Source organism: Paenarthrobacter sp. R1 (assembly GCF_030264015.1).
Classification (GTDB): domain Bacteria; phylum Actinomycetota; class Actinomycetes; order Actinomycetales; family Micrococcaceae; genus Arthrobacter; species Arthrobacter ureafaciens.
In genome coordinates this window covers 2,267,372-2,284,191 of the sequence record NZ_CP127115.1, presented here as the reverse complement: position 1 = coordinate 2,284,191, position 16,820 = coordinate 2,267,372, and the positions used below count along the sequence as shown (strand labels likewise).

Sequence of the window (16,820 nt, the reverse complement as noted above, 5' to 3'; positions counted from 1 at the left end):
CTCATGACTCCGGAGCAACTCATGTCCCTGCGGGCGACTTTCCGCTCGCCCCGCCGTCTCTTGACCGAATCCTTGGCCGGGTTGGTCGTGGCATTGGCGCTCATTCCGGAAGCAATTGCGTTCTCGGTGATCGCCGGGGTGGACCCTCGAATCGGGTTGTTCGCGTCCTTCACCATGGGCGTGGTCACGGCAATCGTCGGTGGACGCCCGGCCATGATCTCGGCTGCGACCGGCGCCGTTGCACTGGTCATTGCACCGGTCATGAAGGAACACGGCCTCGACTATCTGATTGCCACCATCATCCTGGCGGGGGTCTTCCAGATCATTCTCGCTGCCCTGGGCGTCACGCGGCTCATGCGGTTCATCCCGCGATCCGTGATGATCGGCTTCGTCAACGCCTTGGCCATCCTGGTGTTCATGTCCCAGATGCCCGAACTCTTCGGGGTGCCTTGGATGGTCTATCCGATCGTCGCCGTCGGGTTGTTGATCGTGTTCGGCCTGCCACGGCTGACAACGGCAGTGCCCGCACCCTTGGTGGCCATTGTCCTCATTACGCTGGTCACGGCCCTCGGACATATTGATGTTCCCACCGTGAGCGACAAGGGCGAGTTGCCGGACAGCCTGCCCGGGTTCTTCCTGCCTAACGTGCCCTTGACCATGGAGACCTTCCAAATCATCGCGCCGTTCTCCTTGTCCATGGCGCTGGTCGGCCTGCTTGAGTCGCTCATGACGGCCAAGCTGGTTGATGACATCACTGATACGCGGTCCAACAAGACCCGGGTCTCCTGGGGGCAGGGAGCAGCGAACATCGTAACGGGCTTCCTGGGTGGCCTGGGTGGTTGCGCCGTCATTGGGCAGACCATGATCAACGTGAAGGGATCCGGCGCCAGGACACGGCTGTCCACGTTCCTGGCCGGCGTCTTCCTGCTGGTCCTGGTGGTGGTCCTTGGCGACGTCGTGGGGATGATTCCCATGGCCGCGCTCGTGGCCGTGATGATCTTCGTTTCGCTGATTACCTTCGACTGGCACTCCATCCGCCCATCCACCTTGAGGCGCCTGCCCAAGTCTGAGACCGCCGTCATGCTCCTCACTGTTGCTGCCGTTGTGGCCACCCATAACCTGGCAGTGGGTGTCGGCGTCGGCGTCTTGACCGCCATGGTGCTGTTCGCCCGGCGGGTGGCCCACTTCGCCACGGTGGAGCGGACGGAACTGGAGCTCAACGGCGGGACTGTTGCGACCTACACAGTGGACGGTGAACTCTTCTTCGCCTCATCCAATGACCTGTACACCCAGTTCGACTACGCAAAAGATTCGGCAGAAGGCATAGATCGCGTGGTGATCGATCTGCACAACTCGCATTTGTGGGACGCGTCCACCATTGCCGTGCTGGATTCCGTCACCGAAAAGTACCGGAACCATGGTCGCGAGGTGGAGTTCATCGGCCTCAACGAGGCGAGCATCCGGATGCGCGAGCGTATGGCAGGCAAGCTCAACGGCTAGTCCCGCCCAACTAAGTCGCAGCTGAGCGCGTTCTGACCCCTGTAAACGCGCACAAATGCGACCCACTTGGGAGCCGAGGGGGCCGTCCCACCGGAATGGACTCCCCTTGACGGCACCTTTGTGAGCGCAAACAATCGACGGAGTGAGTTCGCTAAAGCAGAGGAAGATCAAACCATGAAGAACTGGGCCGGAAACCTCCAGTACTCGTCCGCAGCCGTGCACCGCCCGTCTTCGGTAAGCGAGGTCCAAGAGCTCGTGGCCAATGCCTCGCGGGTCAAGGCACTTGGGTCCCGGCATTCGTTCAACACGGTGGCCGATACCAGTGGCACCCATATTCTGCTGGATGCGCTCCCCCAGGAGATCACGCTTTCCGAGGACCGGAAGACGGTCAAGGTGAGCGGCGGCATCAGCTACGGCGCCCTGTGCCGGGCGATTGAAGAGCAGGGCTATGCCATCCACAACCTTGCCTCCCTGCCCCACATCTCAGTAGCCGGAGCTATCCAGACGGGCACGCACGGCAGCGGCGTCAAGAACCCGTCCCTGGCTGAAGCGGTGGTGAGTTTGGACGTGGTCCGAGCTTCCGGCGAACTGGTGACGCTCACCCGGGATGACCCTGAATTCGCTGCAACAGTAGTCGGGCTGGGGGCGATGGGAATCGTCACGGGCCTTGAGTTGGCAGTCCGCCCGAGCTTCGGGATGCGGCAGCGCGTGCTCACGGGGCTGCCTTGGGACCGGGCACTGACGGATTTCGAAACCATCGCATCAAGCGCCTACAGCGTCAGCTTCTTCACCGACTACACCGGAGACTCGATCCCGCAGGTTTGGTTGAAGGCGCTGGGAACCGAAACTGCGCTGCCTGATCTTTTTGGCGCCACGGCTGCCCCGGCCGCGCTTCATCCCCTGCCGGGAATGTCCGCGGAGAACTGCACCATCCAGCTGGACGAGCCCGGCAAATGGCTGGACCGCTTGCCCCACTTCCGCCACGAGTTCACGCCAAGCAACGGGGAAGAACTGCAAAGCGAGTTCATCCTCCCGTTGACGGACGCCCCTGCGGCCCTCCAGGCCGTTCGTGCCCTGGCGGACAAGCTTGCTCCGCTCCTCTTTGTTTCCGAAATCCGTACCATTGCGGCGGACGAGTTCTGGCTCAGCCCCTTCTACCAACAGCAAAGCGTTGCCCTGCACTTCACGTGGAAGCCGCTCCAGGACGACGTCGAAGCTTTCCTTCCCGAGCTCGAACGCAGCTTGCAGCCGTTCGGTTCCCGCCCCCACTGGGGCAAGCTCTTCACGCCGTCGCTTTACGACTTCGCTGCGCTGTACCCGAGGTTCGAGGACTTCCGCGCCCTGGTGGAGGCCAATGACCCTCAGGGCAAGTTCCGGAATGGCCTCTTGGACAGCGTGCTGGGCGTGGCCGCTCCCGCAGGCAAGTAGCCAACCGCGGGAACGAACTACTCGATGTGAGCCAGGACCGCACCCGTGGCGACTACTCCACCCGGAGCCGAGAGGACTTCGGTGAGTGTGCCTGCCCGGTGTGCGGAGACCTGGGTCTCCATCTTCATGGCTTCCAGCACCACCAGGGGATCGCCCTCGGCTACTTCGTCACCGGGTTCGGCCAACCACTTGACCACTGTGCCGGACATCGCAGCTACCAGTGCAGACCCGGCGGGTGCTTCCCCGGTGACAGAACCCGGCGTATCGGCCAGTCCCGATACCGGAGGCAGACCCTGTCCGGAACGGGCCCAGCCCTCAAGAAGGTCTGCCGGGAGGCCCACAGCGAGTCGCTTTCCGTCAACATCCACGGTGATGGTCCGACGCTCACCGTTGAAGGCAACCACGGAGTAATCCGGATCGTTGGGAATCCGGTCCGCGAAGTCGGTCTCAATCCAACGGGTGTGGACGCGCAGGGCATCCGCTGCAACAAAGTCTTCGGCTTCAAGGACTGCCCGGTGGAACGGCACAACGGTAGGGAGACCCACGATCTTCAGTTCCGCGAGGGCACGGCGAGCCCGGCGCAGGGCTTGCTGGCGGTCAGCACCCGTGACGATCAACTTGGCCAGGAGGGAATCGAACTGCGGAGCCACAACTGACCCTGCGCGCACGCCCGAGTCCCACCGGATGCCCGGCCCGGCCGGAATTTCAAGGGACGCGACGGTACCCGGCGACGGGAGGAATCCCCGGCCCACGTCTTCGGCGTTGATGCGGAACTCGAAGGAATGGCCACGGGCGGAAGGGTCCTCAGTGATGCTTAGCGGCAAGCCTGAAGCAATACGGAACTGTTCCTGGACAAGGTCCACACCGGCGGTCTCCTCGGTGACAGGGTGCTCCACTTGCAGCCGGGTGTTTACTTCGAGGAAGGCCACAGCGCCTCCTGCGGACACCAGGAACTCCACGGTTCCGGCGCCGTAATACCCGGCCTCGCGGACGATCGCCTTTGAGGCCTCGTAGATTTGGTGCCGCTGTTCTCCGCTCAGGTACGGAGCGGGTGCCTCTTCAACCAGCTTCTGGTGCCGGCGCTGCAACGAACAATCCCGGGTTCCCGCCACAACCACGTTCCCGTGCTTGTCGGCGATGATCTGCGCCTCCACGTGCCGCGGCCGGTCGAGATACTGCTCCACAAAGCATTCGCCGCGACCGAACGCCACCACGGCTTCACGGACGGCAGAGTCGAACGCTTCCTCGACCTCGGCCAGCTCACGGACCACCTTCAGTCCGCGACCGCCACCACCAAAAGCAGCCTTGATGGCGATCGGCAGGCCATGCGCTTCGGCAAAGGCACGGGCCTCGGCAGCCGAAGCCACCGGGCCATCGCTTCCCGCAACCAGGGGCGCACCGGCCCGGACGGCGATCTCCCTGGCCGTGATCTTGTTGCCAAGCTGGCGGATGGACTCCGGCGAGGGTCCCACCCATTCAAGTCCCGCATCGATGACCGCCTGCGCGAAGTCGGCATTCTCGGACAGGAAGCCGTAGCCGGGATGGACGGCGTCCGCTCCCGACTTGGCGGCCACATCCAGCAGTTTGCCGATGTTGAGGTAGGTGTCGGCCGGGCTGTTCCCGCCCAAGCTGTACGCCTCATCAGCAAGGGCGACGTGCATCGCGTCGGCGTCAATGGCCGCATAGACGGCGACGGAAGAGATGCCTGCATCGTCACAGGCTCGGGCCACGCGGACGGCGATTTCGCCGCGGTTGGCAATCAGGACCTTACGCATTAAAAACTCACTTCTCCGGGGTTTGGAAGTCTGGTGAATCCGGGACCAGCCGGAAACGGATTTTCCCGCCGACCGGGACTTGGGCGGCGCGGTCAAGGTGCTCGTCGCGCACTACGCCGATCACCGGGTAGCCGCCCGTAATGGGATGATCCGCGAGGAACAGCACAGGCAGGCCTGCGGGAGGTATTTGGAGCGCTCCGGCCATGGTCCCTTCGCTGGGGAGTTCGCCGTCGCGGGTTCGCACCAAGGGCTGCCCGTCCAAGCGCATTCCCACACGGTTGGACTGCGGCGTGACCACCCAATCCTGGCTTGCCAGCGAGTCCAGGGCCGACTGGTCGAACCAATCTGCGCGGGGTCCGGGCACCACATCCAGCACGGTCACGGTCTCCGCACCTGGAAAGTCAGGCTGCAGTTCGGGACTGCCCACCGCGGTGGAAACAGTGTCACTGCCGGCCCGCAGTTCCTTGCCGACCGTCAAAGGCGCCGGCCCGATTCCGGACATCGTGTCAGCAGAGCGGCTGCCCAGGACCGCCGGAACATCTATGCCGCCACGGATCGCCACGTAGTTCCGGAATCCGGATTCAGGCACTCCAAGGCTGAGGACTTCACCATCGAGCAGTGCGAACGGTGCGGCCATGCCGACGGTTCGCGTCGCGCCTGGCTGTGGACCGCCGTCGTGATTCACTGAGTCAACCCACGACGGCGACTGGACGCTGAGCGTCGTCGGCGCACCGGTCACCGCAATCACCTGATCGCCGATGGCCTCGATGGAAAGTCCACCGCCCACTGACTCAATGGCGGCTGCCGTCGACGCGTTGCCTACCAGGCGATTGGCGCGACGGATGGAAGCGCGGTCCAGGGCTCCCGCAGCCGAAACTCCCAGAGGGCCATGGCCTCTGCGGCCCAGGTCCTCGATGAGGCTTTGGACTCCCGGGCTGACGATGCGCAGACCGGATTCAGTGTGGTGCTCCGAATCCGATTCGGGCTCATGGGCCGAGGCGGTGACAACTTCCCGGACAGCCCGGTACTGCACACGGTCGCCCGGGCGCACCAAGGCGGGCTTGGGACGTTCCAGATCCCACATGCGGGCTCCCGTGCGGCCGATCAGTTGCCACCCACCCGGGGAACGGCGGGGATAGACGGCGGAGTACTCCCCGCCGAGGGCCACTGACCCGGCCGGAACAGCCGTCCGGGGGGTGGCCCGTCGGGGAACCGTCAAGGCATTGTTCTCGCCCACCATGTAGCCGAATCCAGGCGCGAACCCGGCGAAGGCGACCGTCCAGGTCTGGCCTGTGTGCGCAGCCACCACACCGTCCACGCTCAGGCCGGTGAGTTCCGCGACGTCAGCCAGGTCCTCGCCGTCGTACACCGTCTCGATCACTACCAACCCGGAGTCGGTGACGTCCGGAGCTGTCAGTTCGAGCTGCAGGAGCCGGGCGCCGATGGCCCGTGTCGCGGAGGCTGACTCGCCAACCACCATGACCGTTTCCGCAGCTGCCAGCACGTCCACTTGGCCGGGAAGCGGCTTCCTGTTGAGCAGGTCCTGCAAGGCCAGTACCTCGGCAAGGCCGTCCAACTCCGCGAGCACGGCGCGCGTGCCTACCGGCCTCACGGCGCGGACCTTCTTGCTGGTTACGGTTTCCATCACGGTATCCATCATGTGCTTCGCAGCCGATTAGGCGTGCGAACCCTCCAGGAGGCGGGCTTCCTCTTCCGGCTTGGGATCACGGCCCAGGAGCATGCCGACGATCGTGACGATGGCTGTCAGCAGGAGGTAACCGGCAATCAGCCACCAGCCGCCGGACGCTGCCCCGTACAGGGCCGTGAAGATGAGCGGTGCGACGGCTCCACCGACGACCCCGGCCAGCGTGTAGGCCAGGGAGCTGCCGGCATAGCGCAGGCGGGCGGGGAACTGTTCGGTGATGAAGGCGGCCTGCGGACCGTACATGAAGGCGTGGAGTGCCAGGCCGATCACGACGCCGATAGTCAGCATCACTACCGACTTGCCTTGGATCATCAGGAAGAAAAGCGGAATGAAAACGGCGGTAGCTGCGGCCGTCACGCCGTAGACCAATCGACGGTTGATGCGGTCGGTCACTGCCCCGGCAAGCGGGATGAGGAACAACTGGAACGCAGAACCGATGAGAATGGCGGCGAGGACGTTGCCGGTGGTCATGCCCAGTTCTTTGGTTGCGTAAACAGCCACGAAGACGGTGAAGAGCGCATACAGAACGTCCGGGCATACGCGGGAAAGCGCTGCGGAGACCAAGGCCTTGGGCTCGGTGGTGAAGACTTCCTTGATGGGAGCCTTGGGACGCTCACCGTGGGCCTGGATTGCCTTGAAGACAGGGGTTTCTTCCAGCTTGAGGCGGATAATCAGGCCGAAGGCCACCAGAAGCGCCGACGCCAGGAAGGCTACGCGCCAGCCCCAGGACAGGAATGCCTCGTTGCTCAACGTTGCGGCCAGGACGGCAAGCACGCCGTTGGCCAGGAGGTTACCGGCCGGCGGACCGATCTGGGCGGCGGAGGACCAGAATCCGCGCTTGTTCGGGTCACCGAATTCGCTGGAAAGCAACACGGCGCCGCCCCACTCACCACCGACGCCGATGCCCTGGGCCAGGCGGAGGAGCACCAGAATAGTCGGTGCGGCCACGCCGATCACGGAGTAATCCGGCAGGGCGCCGATCAGGACAGTCGCGATGCCGATCAGCACCAGGGTGAAGACCAGGACGTATTTACGCCCGACCTTGTCCCCCAGGCGCCCGAAGACGACGCCGCCGATGGGGCGTGCCAGATAGCCCACGGCAAAGGCCGAGAAGGACAGGAGCAGTGCAACGAACTCATCCCCTGCCGGGAAGAAGATCTTGGGGAACACGAGTGCGGACGCTACCGAGTAGATCGCAAAGTCGTAGTACTCGAGCGACGTGCCGGTGAGGCTGGCGACGTACGCCTTGAGGGCGCCGGCCGGTGGCTTCCTTGTCACGGCCTTGGCTGCCTTGTTGGTGCTGGTCATGGTTTCCTCCGGAGGGGATGAAGAGGGGCTTGATGGCTAGAGGAACGAGCCGATGCTGACACCGGCGTCGATCAGTGCGGACTTCACTTCAGTGGCCATGGCAACGGCCCCGGGTGAGTCTCCATGGACGCAGATGCTCTCTGCGCGGATGGTGAGGACGGAACCATCAATGGTCCGTACGGATTGTTCGGTGGCCATACGCAGGACGTGTTCGGCCACCTCTACGGGATCATGCAGCACTGCGCCGGGTTGCGAGCGGGAAACCAGCGTGCCGTCCGGGTTGTAAGCGCGGTCGGCGAAAGCTTCAGAGACGGCGCGCAGTCCGGCTTCCTCGGCCAGGCGCAGGACCTCCGATCCCGGCAGGCCGAGTATCGGCAGGTTGGGGTCCACCGACTTGACGGCCTCCACTACGGCGCGGGCCTGCGCCGTGTGCTTCACGATCGTGTTGTAAAGCCCGCCATGCGGCTTCACGTATTCAACGCGACCGCCTGAGACAGCGGCCAGCGCCTGCAGCGCACCGATCTGGTACACGACGTCGTCCGCGAGTTCCTTGGGGTCGATGTCCAGGAAACGGCGGCCGAAACCTGCAAGGTCGCGGTAGCCCACGTGGGCGCCGATGACGACGCCGGCCTCCACCGCCTTCTCGCACGTGGCGCGAATGACGCCGGGGTCACCGGCGTGGAATCCACACGCAACGTTGGCACTGGAGACGGACCGGAAGATGGCTTCATCGTCACCAAGCGTCCAGCGTCCGAAGGCTTCTCCGACGTCGCTGTTCAGGTCAATGATTGCCATGCTGTGATCCCTGCCTCGTGATGTGCGTTACATCAAGAATGCACCAGATCGCCGGATTGTTCAACAATCCAGCGATCCTAATTTTCGGCAATCGTGTAATTTTGGTCTATGGCCGGAGCAGAGCAGCAAACGAATGAGCACCCCGGCCTGGACAGTGCCCGCGCACGGGTCCGGATGCGGGTACCGTCCGTCGCGGAGCGCGTGGCCGAAGAACTCCGCTACCAATTGGCTGAGGGCTTCCTGGTTCCGGGAGCGAAACTGACCGAGGCAACCGTTGCCGAAGACCTCGGCGTCTCCCGCAACACTGTCCGTGAGGCCTTCGCCGAACTGGCCAGTGAACGCCTGCTCATCCGGCAGCCCAACCGTGGGGTTTATGTGGCGACGCTGGAGCCTGGGGACATCCATGACGTTTACACAGTCCGCCGCGCGATCGAAGTCAGTTCAATCCGTGCGGGCGGTTCACCCGAGCGCATAGCTGCCGTCAGGGCCGCCGTCGAAGAGGGAAAGCGCGCGGCAGCTGCGAATGACAACGACGGCCTGGGAAGCGCCAACCAGCATTTCCACGGAGCGATCGTGGCCCTGGCCGAAAGCGCCCGCCTGAACGCGATCATGAAGCAGGTGCTCGCAGAGATGCGGCTGTACTTCCACAAGGCAACAGTCGACGCGAATTTCTACAGCGACTGGCTCGAGGAAAACGAGAAAATCTGTTCAGCCCTGGAGCACGGCGACCTGGAAAAAGCCGGCGATCTCCTGCTTGCCTACCTCAACCGCTCGGAACAGCAGCAGGCATCAGTCCACGGCCAGTAGATCAGCGCTTCCCCTTCTTGCGTGAACCCCTGCCCCGGCCCTTATCCGGATTGGGTGCGTAGCGCTGCGCAACGGCCGGTTTCTTCCCGGCCGAAGACCCGCGACGATCGGGCTTGGGAGCTTTCTTGGGCTTTTCCTTCTGCGCCGACGGCTGCCGCGAGCTTTGCGCCGTCCGGCCCCTCACGATGCCAATGAACTCCTCGACCTCTTCACTGTCAGTACCCGCAAGCCAGGCGAGACCGATCTGCGTGCCCGGAGCTCCGGAGAGCCGTCGACTCACCGTTTGCTTGTTGTTCAAGTGCCTGGCCACGGGCATGGGAAGGATCACCAAGCCGACCCCTGACGCCACCACCTGGAGGGCCATCTCCGGCCCGCCCATCTCAGCGACGTCGAGGAAGTTCTCCTCTGAAAGGTCCTCCAGCGCGACCTCCTCGAACACCGAGATTTCGTGGCCTTTCGGCGCCACTACCGCTTGCTGCTCCTCATACAGGGGAATGAGGTTCAGGCCTTCCCGGTCCACGGGCAGGCGAACAAAGCTCAGATCCGCTGAACCGTCACGCAGCACCGAAAGCTGGGTTTCGTCGTCGGACATGAACGAGTGCAGCGGGACGTGCGGCATCCGCTCTTCCCACCGCCGGATCCACTTGCCCGGTGTCACTCCCGCCACATAGGCGAATCGGAGCTCTTTGGTTTCGGGGGACTCTTCTTCAGGGGCTGGCACACACTCACAGTACCGGCCAGATACCCTTGAAGCATGACTCCCAAGAACTCCCAGACCATGAAGCCGGCAACAGCTGCCAAGAAACTCGGCATCTACCTGCCCGCTGCACCCCAGGAGTTCCAGGACTCGCCCGTCACCCGCGAGGCATACGCCGAACTCCAGGCCAACCCGCCCGAGTGGCTTGCCGAACTCCGCCGCAACGGACCGCACCCGCGGCCGGTTGTTGCGCAGAAACTCAACGTCTCCATCAGCGGCCTCACCCGCGGCGGCATCACCGAACCGCTGACGACGGCGGAAATCGCCGAGCTGCTCCAGTCCCCGCCTCAGTGGCTGGTAGTCGAGCGTGCAACCCACGCCGCCGTGCGCGCCGAAACGCTGCGCGTCAAGGAAGAGAAGCGAAAGAAAGCGGCCACCAAGGAAGCCCGGGAGAACGCTGCCGCCAAACGCGAAGCTCCCAAGGGAACCAAGCGCAACTCGTAGCACCAAGCAATGGCCGGGACTCCAGCGTCCCGGCCATTGCTGTGCAACTAGTCCTGATGCAGCTGCACGAAGTTCCCGCAGCCGTCGTCGAACACTGCACTGATACCGGATGGATCCTCGGCAGGCTCGCCCTTGAACACCACGCCAGCGGCCAACAGACGCTCGTACTCGGCCCGGACGTCGGGCACCCCCAGCACCACAGCCGGCATCCCGGCGTCGTACACGGCATTCATGTAGTTGGCACCGATCGGGTTGTCGCTGGGTTCCAGCAGGAGGCCCGTTGCGGTGTCATCAGCGCCGGGGTTCTTGATGATGAACAGGTTGTATTCGGGCATCGCCATGAGGGTGTCGAAGCCGAGTGTCCCGGTGTAGAACGCGTGGGCAGTGGCGGGATCTTTGACGTGGATGCTGCACATTTTCAGTCTCATGGGCCAAGGCTACGCGCCAGGTCTGACACTAGGAACGGCGGCCCCGGGACTCGGGTCATTGCCCCCGCACCCGTACCCAAATTCCACGGCGCACCGCATACTGAAAACACAGCCTTTTGCGTCCGGGAGGTGCTCCGATGATGGTCATGTGGGGCTTGGCTTTGGTCCTTGCAACCGTGGCGACCACAATTGTCCTGCAACGAAAACTGACCCGTGGCCGCGGGCCGGAGCCGGACACCATCTTTTGGGATGCCTTCGCCGGGCTCGTTGTGGTGGTACCGGCGATTGTGGTTCCGGCCGTGCAGTGGGCACCGGCCGGGTTGGTGATGCTTGCCCTCACGGCCGCGACGGTGGCGGCAACGTTGGCGGCCATCCGCAAAGTCGAGCGTATCCGCGCTGCCGAGCCCCGCCGTCGTACGGGTTTCGCAGATGATGCCACCTGGCACCAGGCCCTCCTCACCAAGTGGCGCACCTACGAGTTGGACCCTGCTTTCGCCATTGACTTCCCGGCAATGTCCGACGTTCGGGTGCCCGAAACCGCCGCGCTTACCCAAGCCATGCGGGAGGCCGAGCACTGCAAGGTGACGGCCGGAACCGACTACCGTGCCGCCGTCGAACGCCTTGCCCATGCCCTTGCCGCCGCTGAACGCGCGGCAGGGGTACCCGCCGGCACGGCGGGCACCCCCAGCGCCGGTTAGGTCAGAACAGACGCCAGTTTGTCCGCTTCCACGATGCGCGCGGCGGTTGCCTGGCCCATGCGCACGGCGCCGTCCACGTGCTGGTAGCCCTCGGCCGCGAGGTCGGATGAAGCCCAATAGATCGGGCCCACGTTGGCGTGCTGGTCCTTGCCGTAGCGGTGCAGGCCGCCCAGATCGTAGCTGGAGGCGTACGCCCCACGGGTCCATTCTTCCGACCCCCAGTCGGACTCGTAGTAGACCTCGGGGGCCAGGGCCTTCTCTCCCAGGAACCCGGCGATCGACTCCAGGATGGCCTTCTTCCGATCTTCAGCGCTGAGTTCGAAGACTGCGTCGGCCTTTTCGTCGGAGACAAAGCCGACCAGGGTGCCGCGGGTGTCGCCGTGGTTGGTGTTGTCGTAAACCTCCTGGACCAGGGCACCGGCGCTGAAGCAGGTCCCCGACAATCCGTCTTCGCGCCAGAACGGCGTCTTGTACACAGCGTGGACCTTAATGACCAGGCCCAGCGACTGGTGCTGGTGCATCTGGTGCTGGCGGCGCGGCAGCGGCGGGTTGAACGAAACCCGGGAGTACAGGTTCGGCGGTACGGCCATGATCACGTAGCGCGCGTTGACGGTTGCCCGGTCCGATTCGACCGTCGCACGGTTTTCTTCCCAATTGATGGTGCGCACCGGGCTGCTAAGAACGACGTCGGCGCCCAGTTCCGCCGCCTGCAACAGGGAGACCTGCTGCATGCCGCCGATTACCCGCTTGTCCAGGATGAAGTCCTCATCCGTCAGGTGGGTGAAGGACCCGGCGGATGCGGCCATGAGCACCGCCTGCAGGGCGGAGAAAGCATGTGCGGGCTTGGTGAGCATGCCACCGGCAATGAAGAGGCCGATGTTGTTGCAGGCTTCCTCATCGTGGGAGTTCCGGCGGAGCCAGTGGTGGAAGGAGATGGTGTCCAGCTCACGGGCCTTCGGATGGGCCCAGGGTTCGGTCGGACCGATTTCCGCGGCGAGTTCGTCCAGGATCCTTACCAGCTTGTCCATCTCGGCTTTGGTCGTCTCGCTGACCGGGAAAGTGTCGCCGGTGTACTGGACCCGCTTTCCGTCCGCTCCGATGTAGACGGATTCTCCGTCACGGTAGCGCGGGTACATCTCCAGACCGAGCTCTTCGAGCAGTGCCATGAGTGCGGTCTGGTCCGGGGAAACCCACTGGCCGCCGATTTCCAGCATGGCTCCGTCGACGGTGTCGGTCCATGTGCGGCCACCTACGCGGTCGCGGGCTTCGAGTACCGCAACGCTAAGTCCTGCCTTTTTCAGTTCACGCGCGGCCGTCAACCCTGACGGACCGGCACCGACGATCACAACGTCGCGCTCAAGATTCTGCATGATGTCCTTTCCGTGGCCGCCGGGTGGTGGCTGGCCCATAAATGAATGCCATTCATTTATATTCATAGTAGCGCCGGCTTCAGCTGCTGGGAAGACCTGCAATGGAATAATGCTGGGGACAATGGCAGCAGAAAGGCTTCCGATGCCCGCACCCACCCCCGACGCCGCGCCTTCAACTGTCGGCGCCGCTCCCGCCGGTAAAACCCGGCGACGCGCCGGTCGTCCCGTAGCGCGGGTTTTGGACCAGAACGGCATCACGACGGCGGCACTCGAGTTGATCAGCGCCAAGGGCTACGACGGACTCACCATGGCGGCCCTCGCCAAATCACTGGGCGTAGCGCCCTCCGCCCTCTATAACCACGTTTCCTCCAAGGACGACGTACTGCTGCTTCTCGAGGATCACCTGGCTGCCATGGTGGATGTATCGGCGTTTGGCACCGAACCCTGGGACGTCGCCGTCCGCAAATGGGCGTGGTCGTACCGGGACGTCTTTTCCAAGCACACGCCCCTCATCCCGGTCATCGCCGTCCTGCCCGTTGCCAACGCCCCCAAAACGCTGGCCATGTATGAGGCCGTCACGGCAGGATTCCGCGATGCCGGGTTCCCCGAGGAGCGGATCATCTCTGCGATCGTCGCCTTGGAGGCCTTCGTATTCGGGGCGGCCTACGACGTCAATGCGCCGGAGGACATCTTCGACGCCGGCAGCCTGGCGGACCAGGTACCCAACTTCACCGCCGCAGTGGACCGGCTTGCCGCCGAGGGCCACGCAATGCCCACGAACGTCGCCTTCAGCCTCGGGCTGGAGGCACTCATAGCCGGACTTGGAGCCCTGCGGCAATAGCCGGACCCCTTCAAAAGCCGCCCTCATGAGCGCGGCCATATTGTCGCGCCCCGGAGCCTGAATCCACGGCTTCTCTGCAATGCCGGGCTGCAAGCTCCGGTCATGAGGTAAGCGTGACTAAGGTCACATTCGTTTCGGCAACACAATTCGCCCTTTCAGCCGCCTTTAACAGCGATATCCGGTCCGATCGCATCGGACAGCCTCATGGCCCCTGGCGTGCGTCCACATCCAGCGGCCGCGCCAATTCCGGAAAGACGCTGAAGGGAAGACGTTGTTTAAGTCAACATCAAAGAAGGCGAGAGCCTTTATCGCCACGTTGGTGGTCCTCCTGGGGATACTCGCCAGCGCGATCCCGGGCGCCGTGACACCTGCGCGGGCTTATCAAGTAGCCATTAACAACGCCACCGTCAGCCCTGGGCAGGCGATCTTGACCATGCCTGGATCCAATTTGACCACCACCTACACCATGAGCGGGCTGACCGGGGTGGTGGGCGGGGCCAGGATGGACAGCCGCGGCTACGTTGCCTCCGACTACCAACAGGGGATGGCGAACAATACGCCCGGTGTGGAAATCATGTCCGAGCTCACCAACAACTGCCCTGCATCCGGCACGTGCAGCGGTTTGGGAACTCTCACCATGTCCTTCAATCAGCCCGTGCGGAACCCCGTGCTCAATATCGCCGGCCTGGGCGGCTATGTCAATTGGGATGAGAACGACAACAACACTGTTGACGCGCAGTCGCAGTACCACGCCGTCCTCAACCTTGCCACGCCGGGCCTGAGCCTGACCAAGCTTTCCGGCGGCAACCTCGCCGTTTCGGGGAACTCGGTCACCAACACCAACCACAACTCGGGATTCTCCTGCACTTCCGGCGTTCAGGGCGGCACACCGGATCCGGTAGACGCGCAGACATCGGCGGGATGTGGTTCTGTCCGCATCAACGGCGTTGTGACCAGCGTGACCTTCAATGTCACCGCCGTCTTCGTCCCGGTGAGCTCAACACTGCCGGGCTACACAGAGAACGACGTCTCCGTGCAGGTGCACAACCAGGATAACTACGTCGTTACCATGACAGTGCCGCAGGACTTCGGTGACGCACCGGCGTCGTATGACCAAAGCAACGCTGCCCGGGCCATCCTCTCCGACGTCGCACTGGGACCGAACGTCACCGAGGACAACGCACTCGTGGCCAACGGCACCTCCTCGCCCAACGCCAGCGCCTCGGCCACCCTGGACCAAAACGATGACGGCGTGACCCTTGCACCGTTCACGGCCGGAACAAGCAGTTACTCCACCACGGTTGCCATCACCGGCGCCAGCAAAGCTGGCACGGTTTGCGGATGGATCGACTTCAACAAAAACGGCCGCTTCGACAACCCGGCGGAACGGGCCTGCGCAACCTTCGCAGCGGGGGCAACACAAGCAACGCTCAACTGGACCGGGCTGTCGACAGTAACGGCCGGAGACACCTACGCTCGCTTCCGCGTGGGGTACAACAGCACCCAAACGCAGGTCCCCATCGGAGCTTCCGATTCCGGTGAAGTTGAGGACTATACCTTCACCATCTCCCCGGCAATCGTTCCCGCCCCATCCATTTCGCTGGTGAAGTCCGTGAACAAGAGCACCATGGTTGCCGGGGAAACAGCCACGTATTCCTTCACCGCCCAGAACACAGGAAACGTCACGCTGACCGGAGTCGTCATCAACGAGACCCAGTTCTCCGGCACCGGCACCATGAGCGCCCTCTCCTACACCTGGCCCGGCCTCCCTGGAATATTGCTCCCGGGCCAAACCGTGACCGCCACTGCTACGTACGTCATTAGTGCCGTGGATGTCACCAGCGGCCTGCTGACGAACACCGCCATGGTCACCGGCAATCCGCCCCTCGGCAATCCAGTGACCGCCAGCGATGATGCCGAAGTCCCCGCCGACCCCGCCTGGACGATCAAGAAAACGGCCTCCGTCAATGGCAGCGGGACCGCCGCCGGGCAGTTCGTGAACCCGGGCGACACCATCACCTACACCGTTACCGCAACGAGCGTGGTGGGACAGATCAGCGGCATTGTCCTAACGGACAACCTCGCCGGGGTCCTCAACAAGGCCACCTTCGTGAATGGCTCTGCACTCCTGACCATCGGTTCGGGCGCTCCGACTCCTGTGGCGAATCCGGTTTCACCGTCCACCACGCTCAGCACTGCGCCCTTCACGCTTCCCGCCGGGAAGACTGCAACCTTGCAGTACAGCGTCACCGTCAACCAGGGTGCCTGGAACTCCACGCTGATCAACACGGTCACCGGCAGCGCAGCGATTCCCCCGCAGCAGTGCGCAACCGGATCCGGAACGCCTGGAGCCGATTGCACCACCACCCACCGGACACCGGCCAAGATCCTGATTGAAAAGATCGGCGAATCATCCGCGTCCACCTGGGTTCCCATGGATGGGTCAAGCTGGGCCATCCACGACGATGCCAGCGGAACTCCCGGAGCGGTCAACACCGCTTACACCGTCGCGGCAATCACAGGCCAGACCGGACAATTCCAGCTCGAGGGCATCCATCCTGGCGTGTACTGGCTGGAAGAAACCGCAGCCCCGGTCGGCTTCAACCTGCTCGCGGAACCGGTGCAGTTCACCATCGCCGCCGACGGCTCCGTGACTTTGGGCCAGGGCAGCGGCGGAGGCGTTGTCACGGCCACTGACGCCAACGGAGACGGCGTCTTCCTGCTCACGGTCAAGGACGTTCCAGCGCTCAAGCTCCCGGAATCGGGAGGAATCGGCTGGTGGCCGTTCACCATGGCCGGCTCAGCGCTCCTCCTATTTGCGGTCGTCCTGGCAACGCCGGGCAACCGGGGCAAGCGCAAGCAGCAACCCATCACCTAGAACCACCGGGCGGTTCCTTCCCTTGGGCCGCCCGGCCCTGAATGTTCACTTCCGAGCATCTGCACCATCAATAAACAGAAAGAGGA

Annotated in this window: 14 protein-coding genes; 7 read left to right on the top strand and 7 right to left on the bottom strand. The window is 63.7% G+C overall.

What is annotated here, in order from left to right; translation table 11 throughout:
* The first annotated feature begins 3 nt into the window (after nt 1-3).
* Together QN084_RS11070 and QN084_RS11065 are read left to right on the top strand one after the other, a co-directional pair.
* Nucleotides 4-1,500 (top strand): SulP family inorganic anion transporter, encoded by a 1,497-nt coding sequence (locus QN084_RS11070; protein ID WP_069696612.1) that lies wholly within the window; start codon nt 4-6, stop codon nt 1,498-1,500.
* A gap of 174 nt (nt 1,501-1,674) precedes the next feature.
* Nucleotides 1,675-2,928: a D-arabinono-1,4-lactone oxidase gene (locus QN084_RS11065; RefSeq protein ID WP_069696611.1), complete on the top strand. Its 1,254-nt coding sequence runs from the start codon at nt 1,675-1,677 to the stop codon at nt 2,926-2,928.
* Nucleotides 2,929-2,945: 17 nt separating this feature from the next.
* On the opposite strand, the gene QN084_RS11060 is transcribed toward QN084_RS11065, so the two are convergent.
* From QN084_RS11060 to QN084_RS11045, 4 genes are read right to left on the bottom strand one after another with little or no spacing between them, the layout of a single operon-like run.
* Nucleotides 2,946-4,703 carry an acetyl/propionyl/methylcrotonyl-CoA carboxylase subunit alpha gene (locus tag QN084_RS11060; protein WP_069696610.1) on the bottom strand — a complete coding sequence of 586 codons (1,758 nt, stop codon included), beginning with the start codon at nt 4,701-4,703 and terminating at the stop codon, nt 2,946-2,948.
* A 7-nt stretch (nt 4,704-4,710) separates the two neighbouring features.
* Entirely contained in the window at nt 4,711-6,360 is a 1,650-nt protein-coding gene (locus tag QN084_RS11055) for a 5-oxoprolinase subunit B/C family protein (protein ID WP_069696661.1), read from the bottom strand.
* A gap of 18 nt (nt 6,361-6,378) precedes the next feature.
* Nucleotides 6,379-7,716, bottom strand: coding sequence for an MFS transporter (locus QN084_RS11050; RefSeq protein WP_062094420.1), 1,338 nt, complete (start codon nt 7,714-7,716; stop codon nt 6,379-6,381).
* Nucleotides 7,717-7,752: 36 nt separating this feature from the next.
* On the bottom strand, nt 7,753-8,511 hold the full coding sequence (locus tag QN084_RS11045; RefSeq protein ID WP_082694602.1) for a LamB/YcsF family protein: 759 nt from the start codon (nt 8,509-8,511) through the stop codon (nt 7,753-7,755).
* A 108-nt stretch (nt 8,512-8,619) separates the two neighbouring features.
* Here QN084_RS11045 and QN084_RS11040 point away from each other — a divergent pair, with 108 nt between their 5' ends.
* Nucleotides 8,620-9,318 (top strand): GntR family transcriptional regulator, encoded by a 699-nt coding sequence (locus QN084_RS11040; RefSeq protein WP_069696609.1) that lies wholly within the window; start codon nt 8,620-8,622, stop codon nt 9,316-9,318.
* Nucleotide 9,319: 1 nt separating this feature from the next.
* Here the strand turns inward: QN084_RS11040 and QN084_RS11035 are convergent, their stop codons facing one another.
* Nucleotides 9,320-10,039: a LysR family transcriptional regulator substrate-binding protein gene (locus tag QN084_RS11035; protein WP_069696608.1), complete on the bottom strand. Its 720-nt coding sequence runs from the start codon at nt 10,037-10,039 to the stop codon at nt 9,320-9,322.
* A 33-nt stretch (nt 10,040-10,072) separates the two neighbouring features.
* On the opposite strand from QN084_RS11035, the gene QN084_RS11030 reads away from it, so the two are divergent.
* On the top strand, nt 10,073-10,519 hold the full coding sequence (locus QN084_RS11030; RefSeq protein WP_062094416.1) for a DUF5997 family protein: 447 nt from the start codon (nt 10,073-10,075) through the stop codon (nt 10,517-10,519).
* Nucleotides 10,520-10,566: 47 nt separating this feature from the next.
* On the opposite strand, the gene QN084_RS11025 is transcribed toward QN084_RS11030, so the two are convergent.
* On the bottom strand, nt 10,567-10,947 hold the full coding sequence (locus QN084_RS11025) for a VOC family protein (protein WP_031216767.1): 381 nt from the start codon (nt 10,945-10,947) through the stop codon (nt 10,567-10,569).
* Between the two features lie 137 nt (nt 10,948-11,084).
* Between QN084_RS11025 and QN084_RS11020 the strand changes: the two genes are divergently transcribed.
* Entirely contained in the window at nt 11,085-11,645 is a 561-nt protein-coding gene (locus QN084_RS11020; RefSeq protein WP_069696607.1) for a hypothetical protein, read from the top strand.
* On the opposite strand, the gene QN084_RS11015 is transcribed toward QN084_RS11020, so the two are convergent.
* Entirely contained in the window at nt 11,642-13,015 is a 1,374-nt protein-coding gene (locus tag QN084_RS11015; protein WP_069696660.1) for a flavin monoamine oxidase family protein, read from the bottom strand. The genes QN084_RS11020 and QN084_RS11015 overlap by 4 nt on opposite strands.
* 109 nt (nt 13,016-13,124) lie before the next feature.
* Here QN084_RS11015 and QN084_RS11010 point away from each other — a divergent pair, with 109 nt between their 5' ends.
* On the top strand, nt 13,125-13,856 hold the full coding sequence (locus QN084_RS11010) for a TetR/AcrR family transcriptional regulator (RefSeq protein WP_069696606.1): 732 nt from the start codon (nt 13,125-13,127) through the stop codon (nt 13,854-13,856).
* Nucleotides 13,857-14,127: 271 nt separating this feature from the next.
* Nucleotides 14,128-16,734, top strand: coding sequence for a CLIPPER-2 domain-containing protein (locus tag QN084_RS11005; RefSeq protein WP_264398787.1), 2,607 nt, complete (start codon nt 14,128-14,130; stop codon nt 16,732-16,734).
* The last annotated feature ends 86 nt before the right edge of the window (nt 16,735-16,820 follow it).

Coding starts and splice junctions, on each gene's coding strand:
- QN084_RS11055 (WP_069696661.1), bottom strand. CDS start 6,360: ATGGATACCGTGATGGAAACCGTAACCAGCAAGAAGGTCCGCGCCGTG.
- QN084_RS11025 (WP_031216767.1), bottom strand. CDS start 10,947: ATGAGACTGAAAATGTGCAGCATCCACGTCAAAGATCCCGCCACTGCC.
- QN084_RS11065 (WP_069696611.1), top strand. CDS start 1,675: ATGAAGAACTGGGCCGGAAACCTCCAGTACTCGTCCGCAGCCGTGCAC.
- QN084_RS11020 (WP_069696607.1), top strand. CDS start 11,085: ATGATGGTCATGTGGGGCTTGGCTTTGGTCCTTGCAACCGTGGCGACC.
- QN084_RS11010 (WP_069696606.1), top strand. CDS start 13,125: ATGCTGGGGACAATGGCAGCAGAAAGGCTTCCGATGCCCGCACCCACC.
- QN084_RS11045 (WP_082694602.1), bottom strand. CDS start 8,511: ATGGCAATCATTGACCTGAACAGCGACGTCGGAGAAGCCTTCGGACGC.
- QN084_RS11030 (WP_062094416.1), top strand. CDS start 10,073: ATGACTCCCAAGAACTCCCAGACCATGAAGCCGGCAACAGCTGCCAAG.
- QN084_RS11050 (WP_062094420.1), bottom strand. CDS start 7,716: ATGACCAGCACCAACAAGGCAGCCAAGGCCGTGACAAGGAAGCCACCG.
- QN084_RS11040 (WP_069696609.1), top strand. CDS start 8,620: ATGGCCGGAGCAGAGCAGCAAACGAATGAGCACCCCGGCCTGGACAGT.
- QN084_RS11070 (WP_069696612.1), top strand. CDS start 4: ATGACTCCGGAGCAACTCATGTCCCTGCGGGCGACTTTCCGCTCGCCC.
- QN084_RS11060 (WP_069696610.1), bottom strand. CDS start 4,703: ATGCGTAAGGTCCTGATTGCCAACCGCGGCGAAATCGCCGTCCGCGTG.
- QN084_RS11015 (WP_069696660.1), bottom strand. CDS start 13,015: ATGCAGAATCTTGAGCGCGACGTTGTGATCGTCGGTGCCGGTCCGTCA.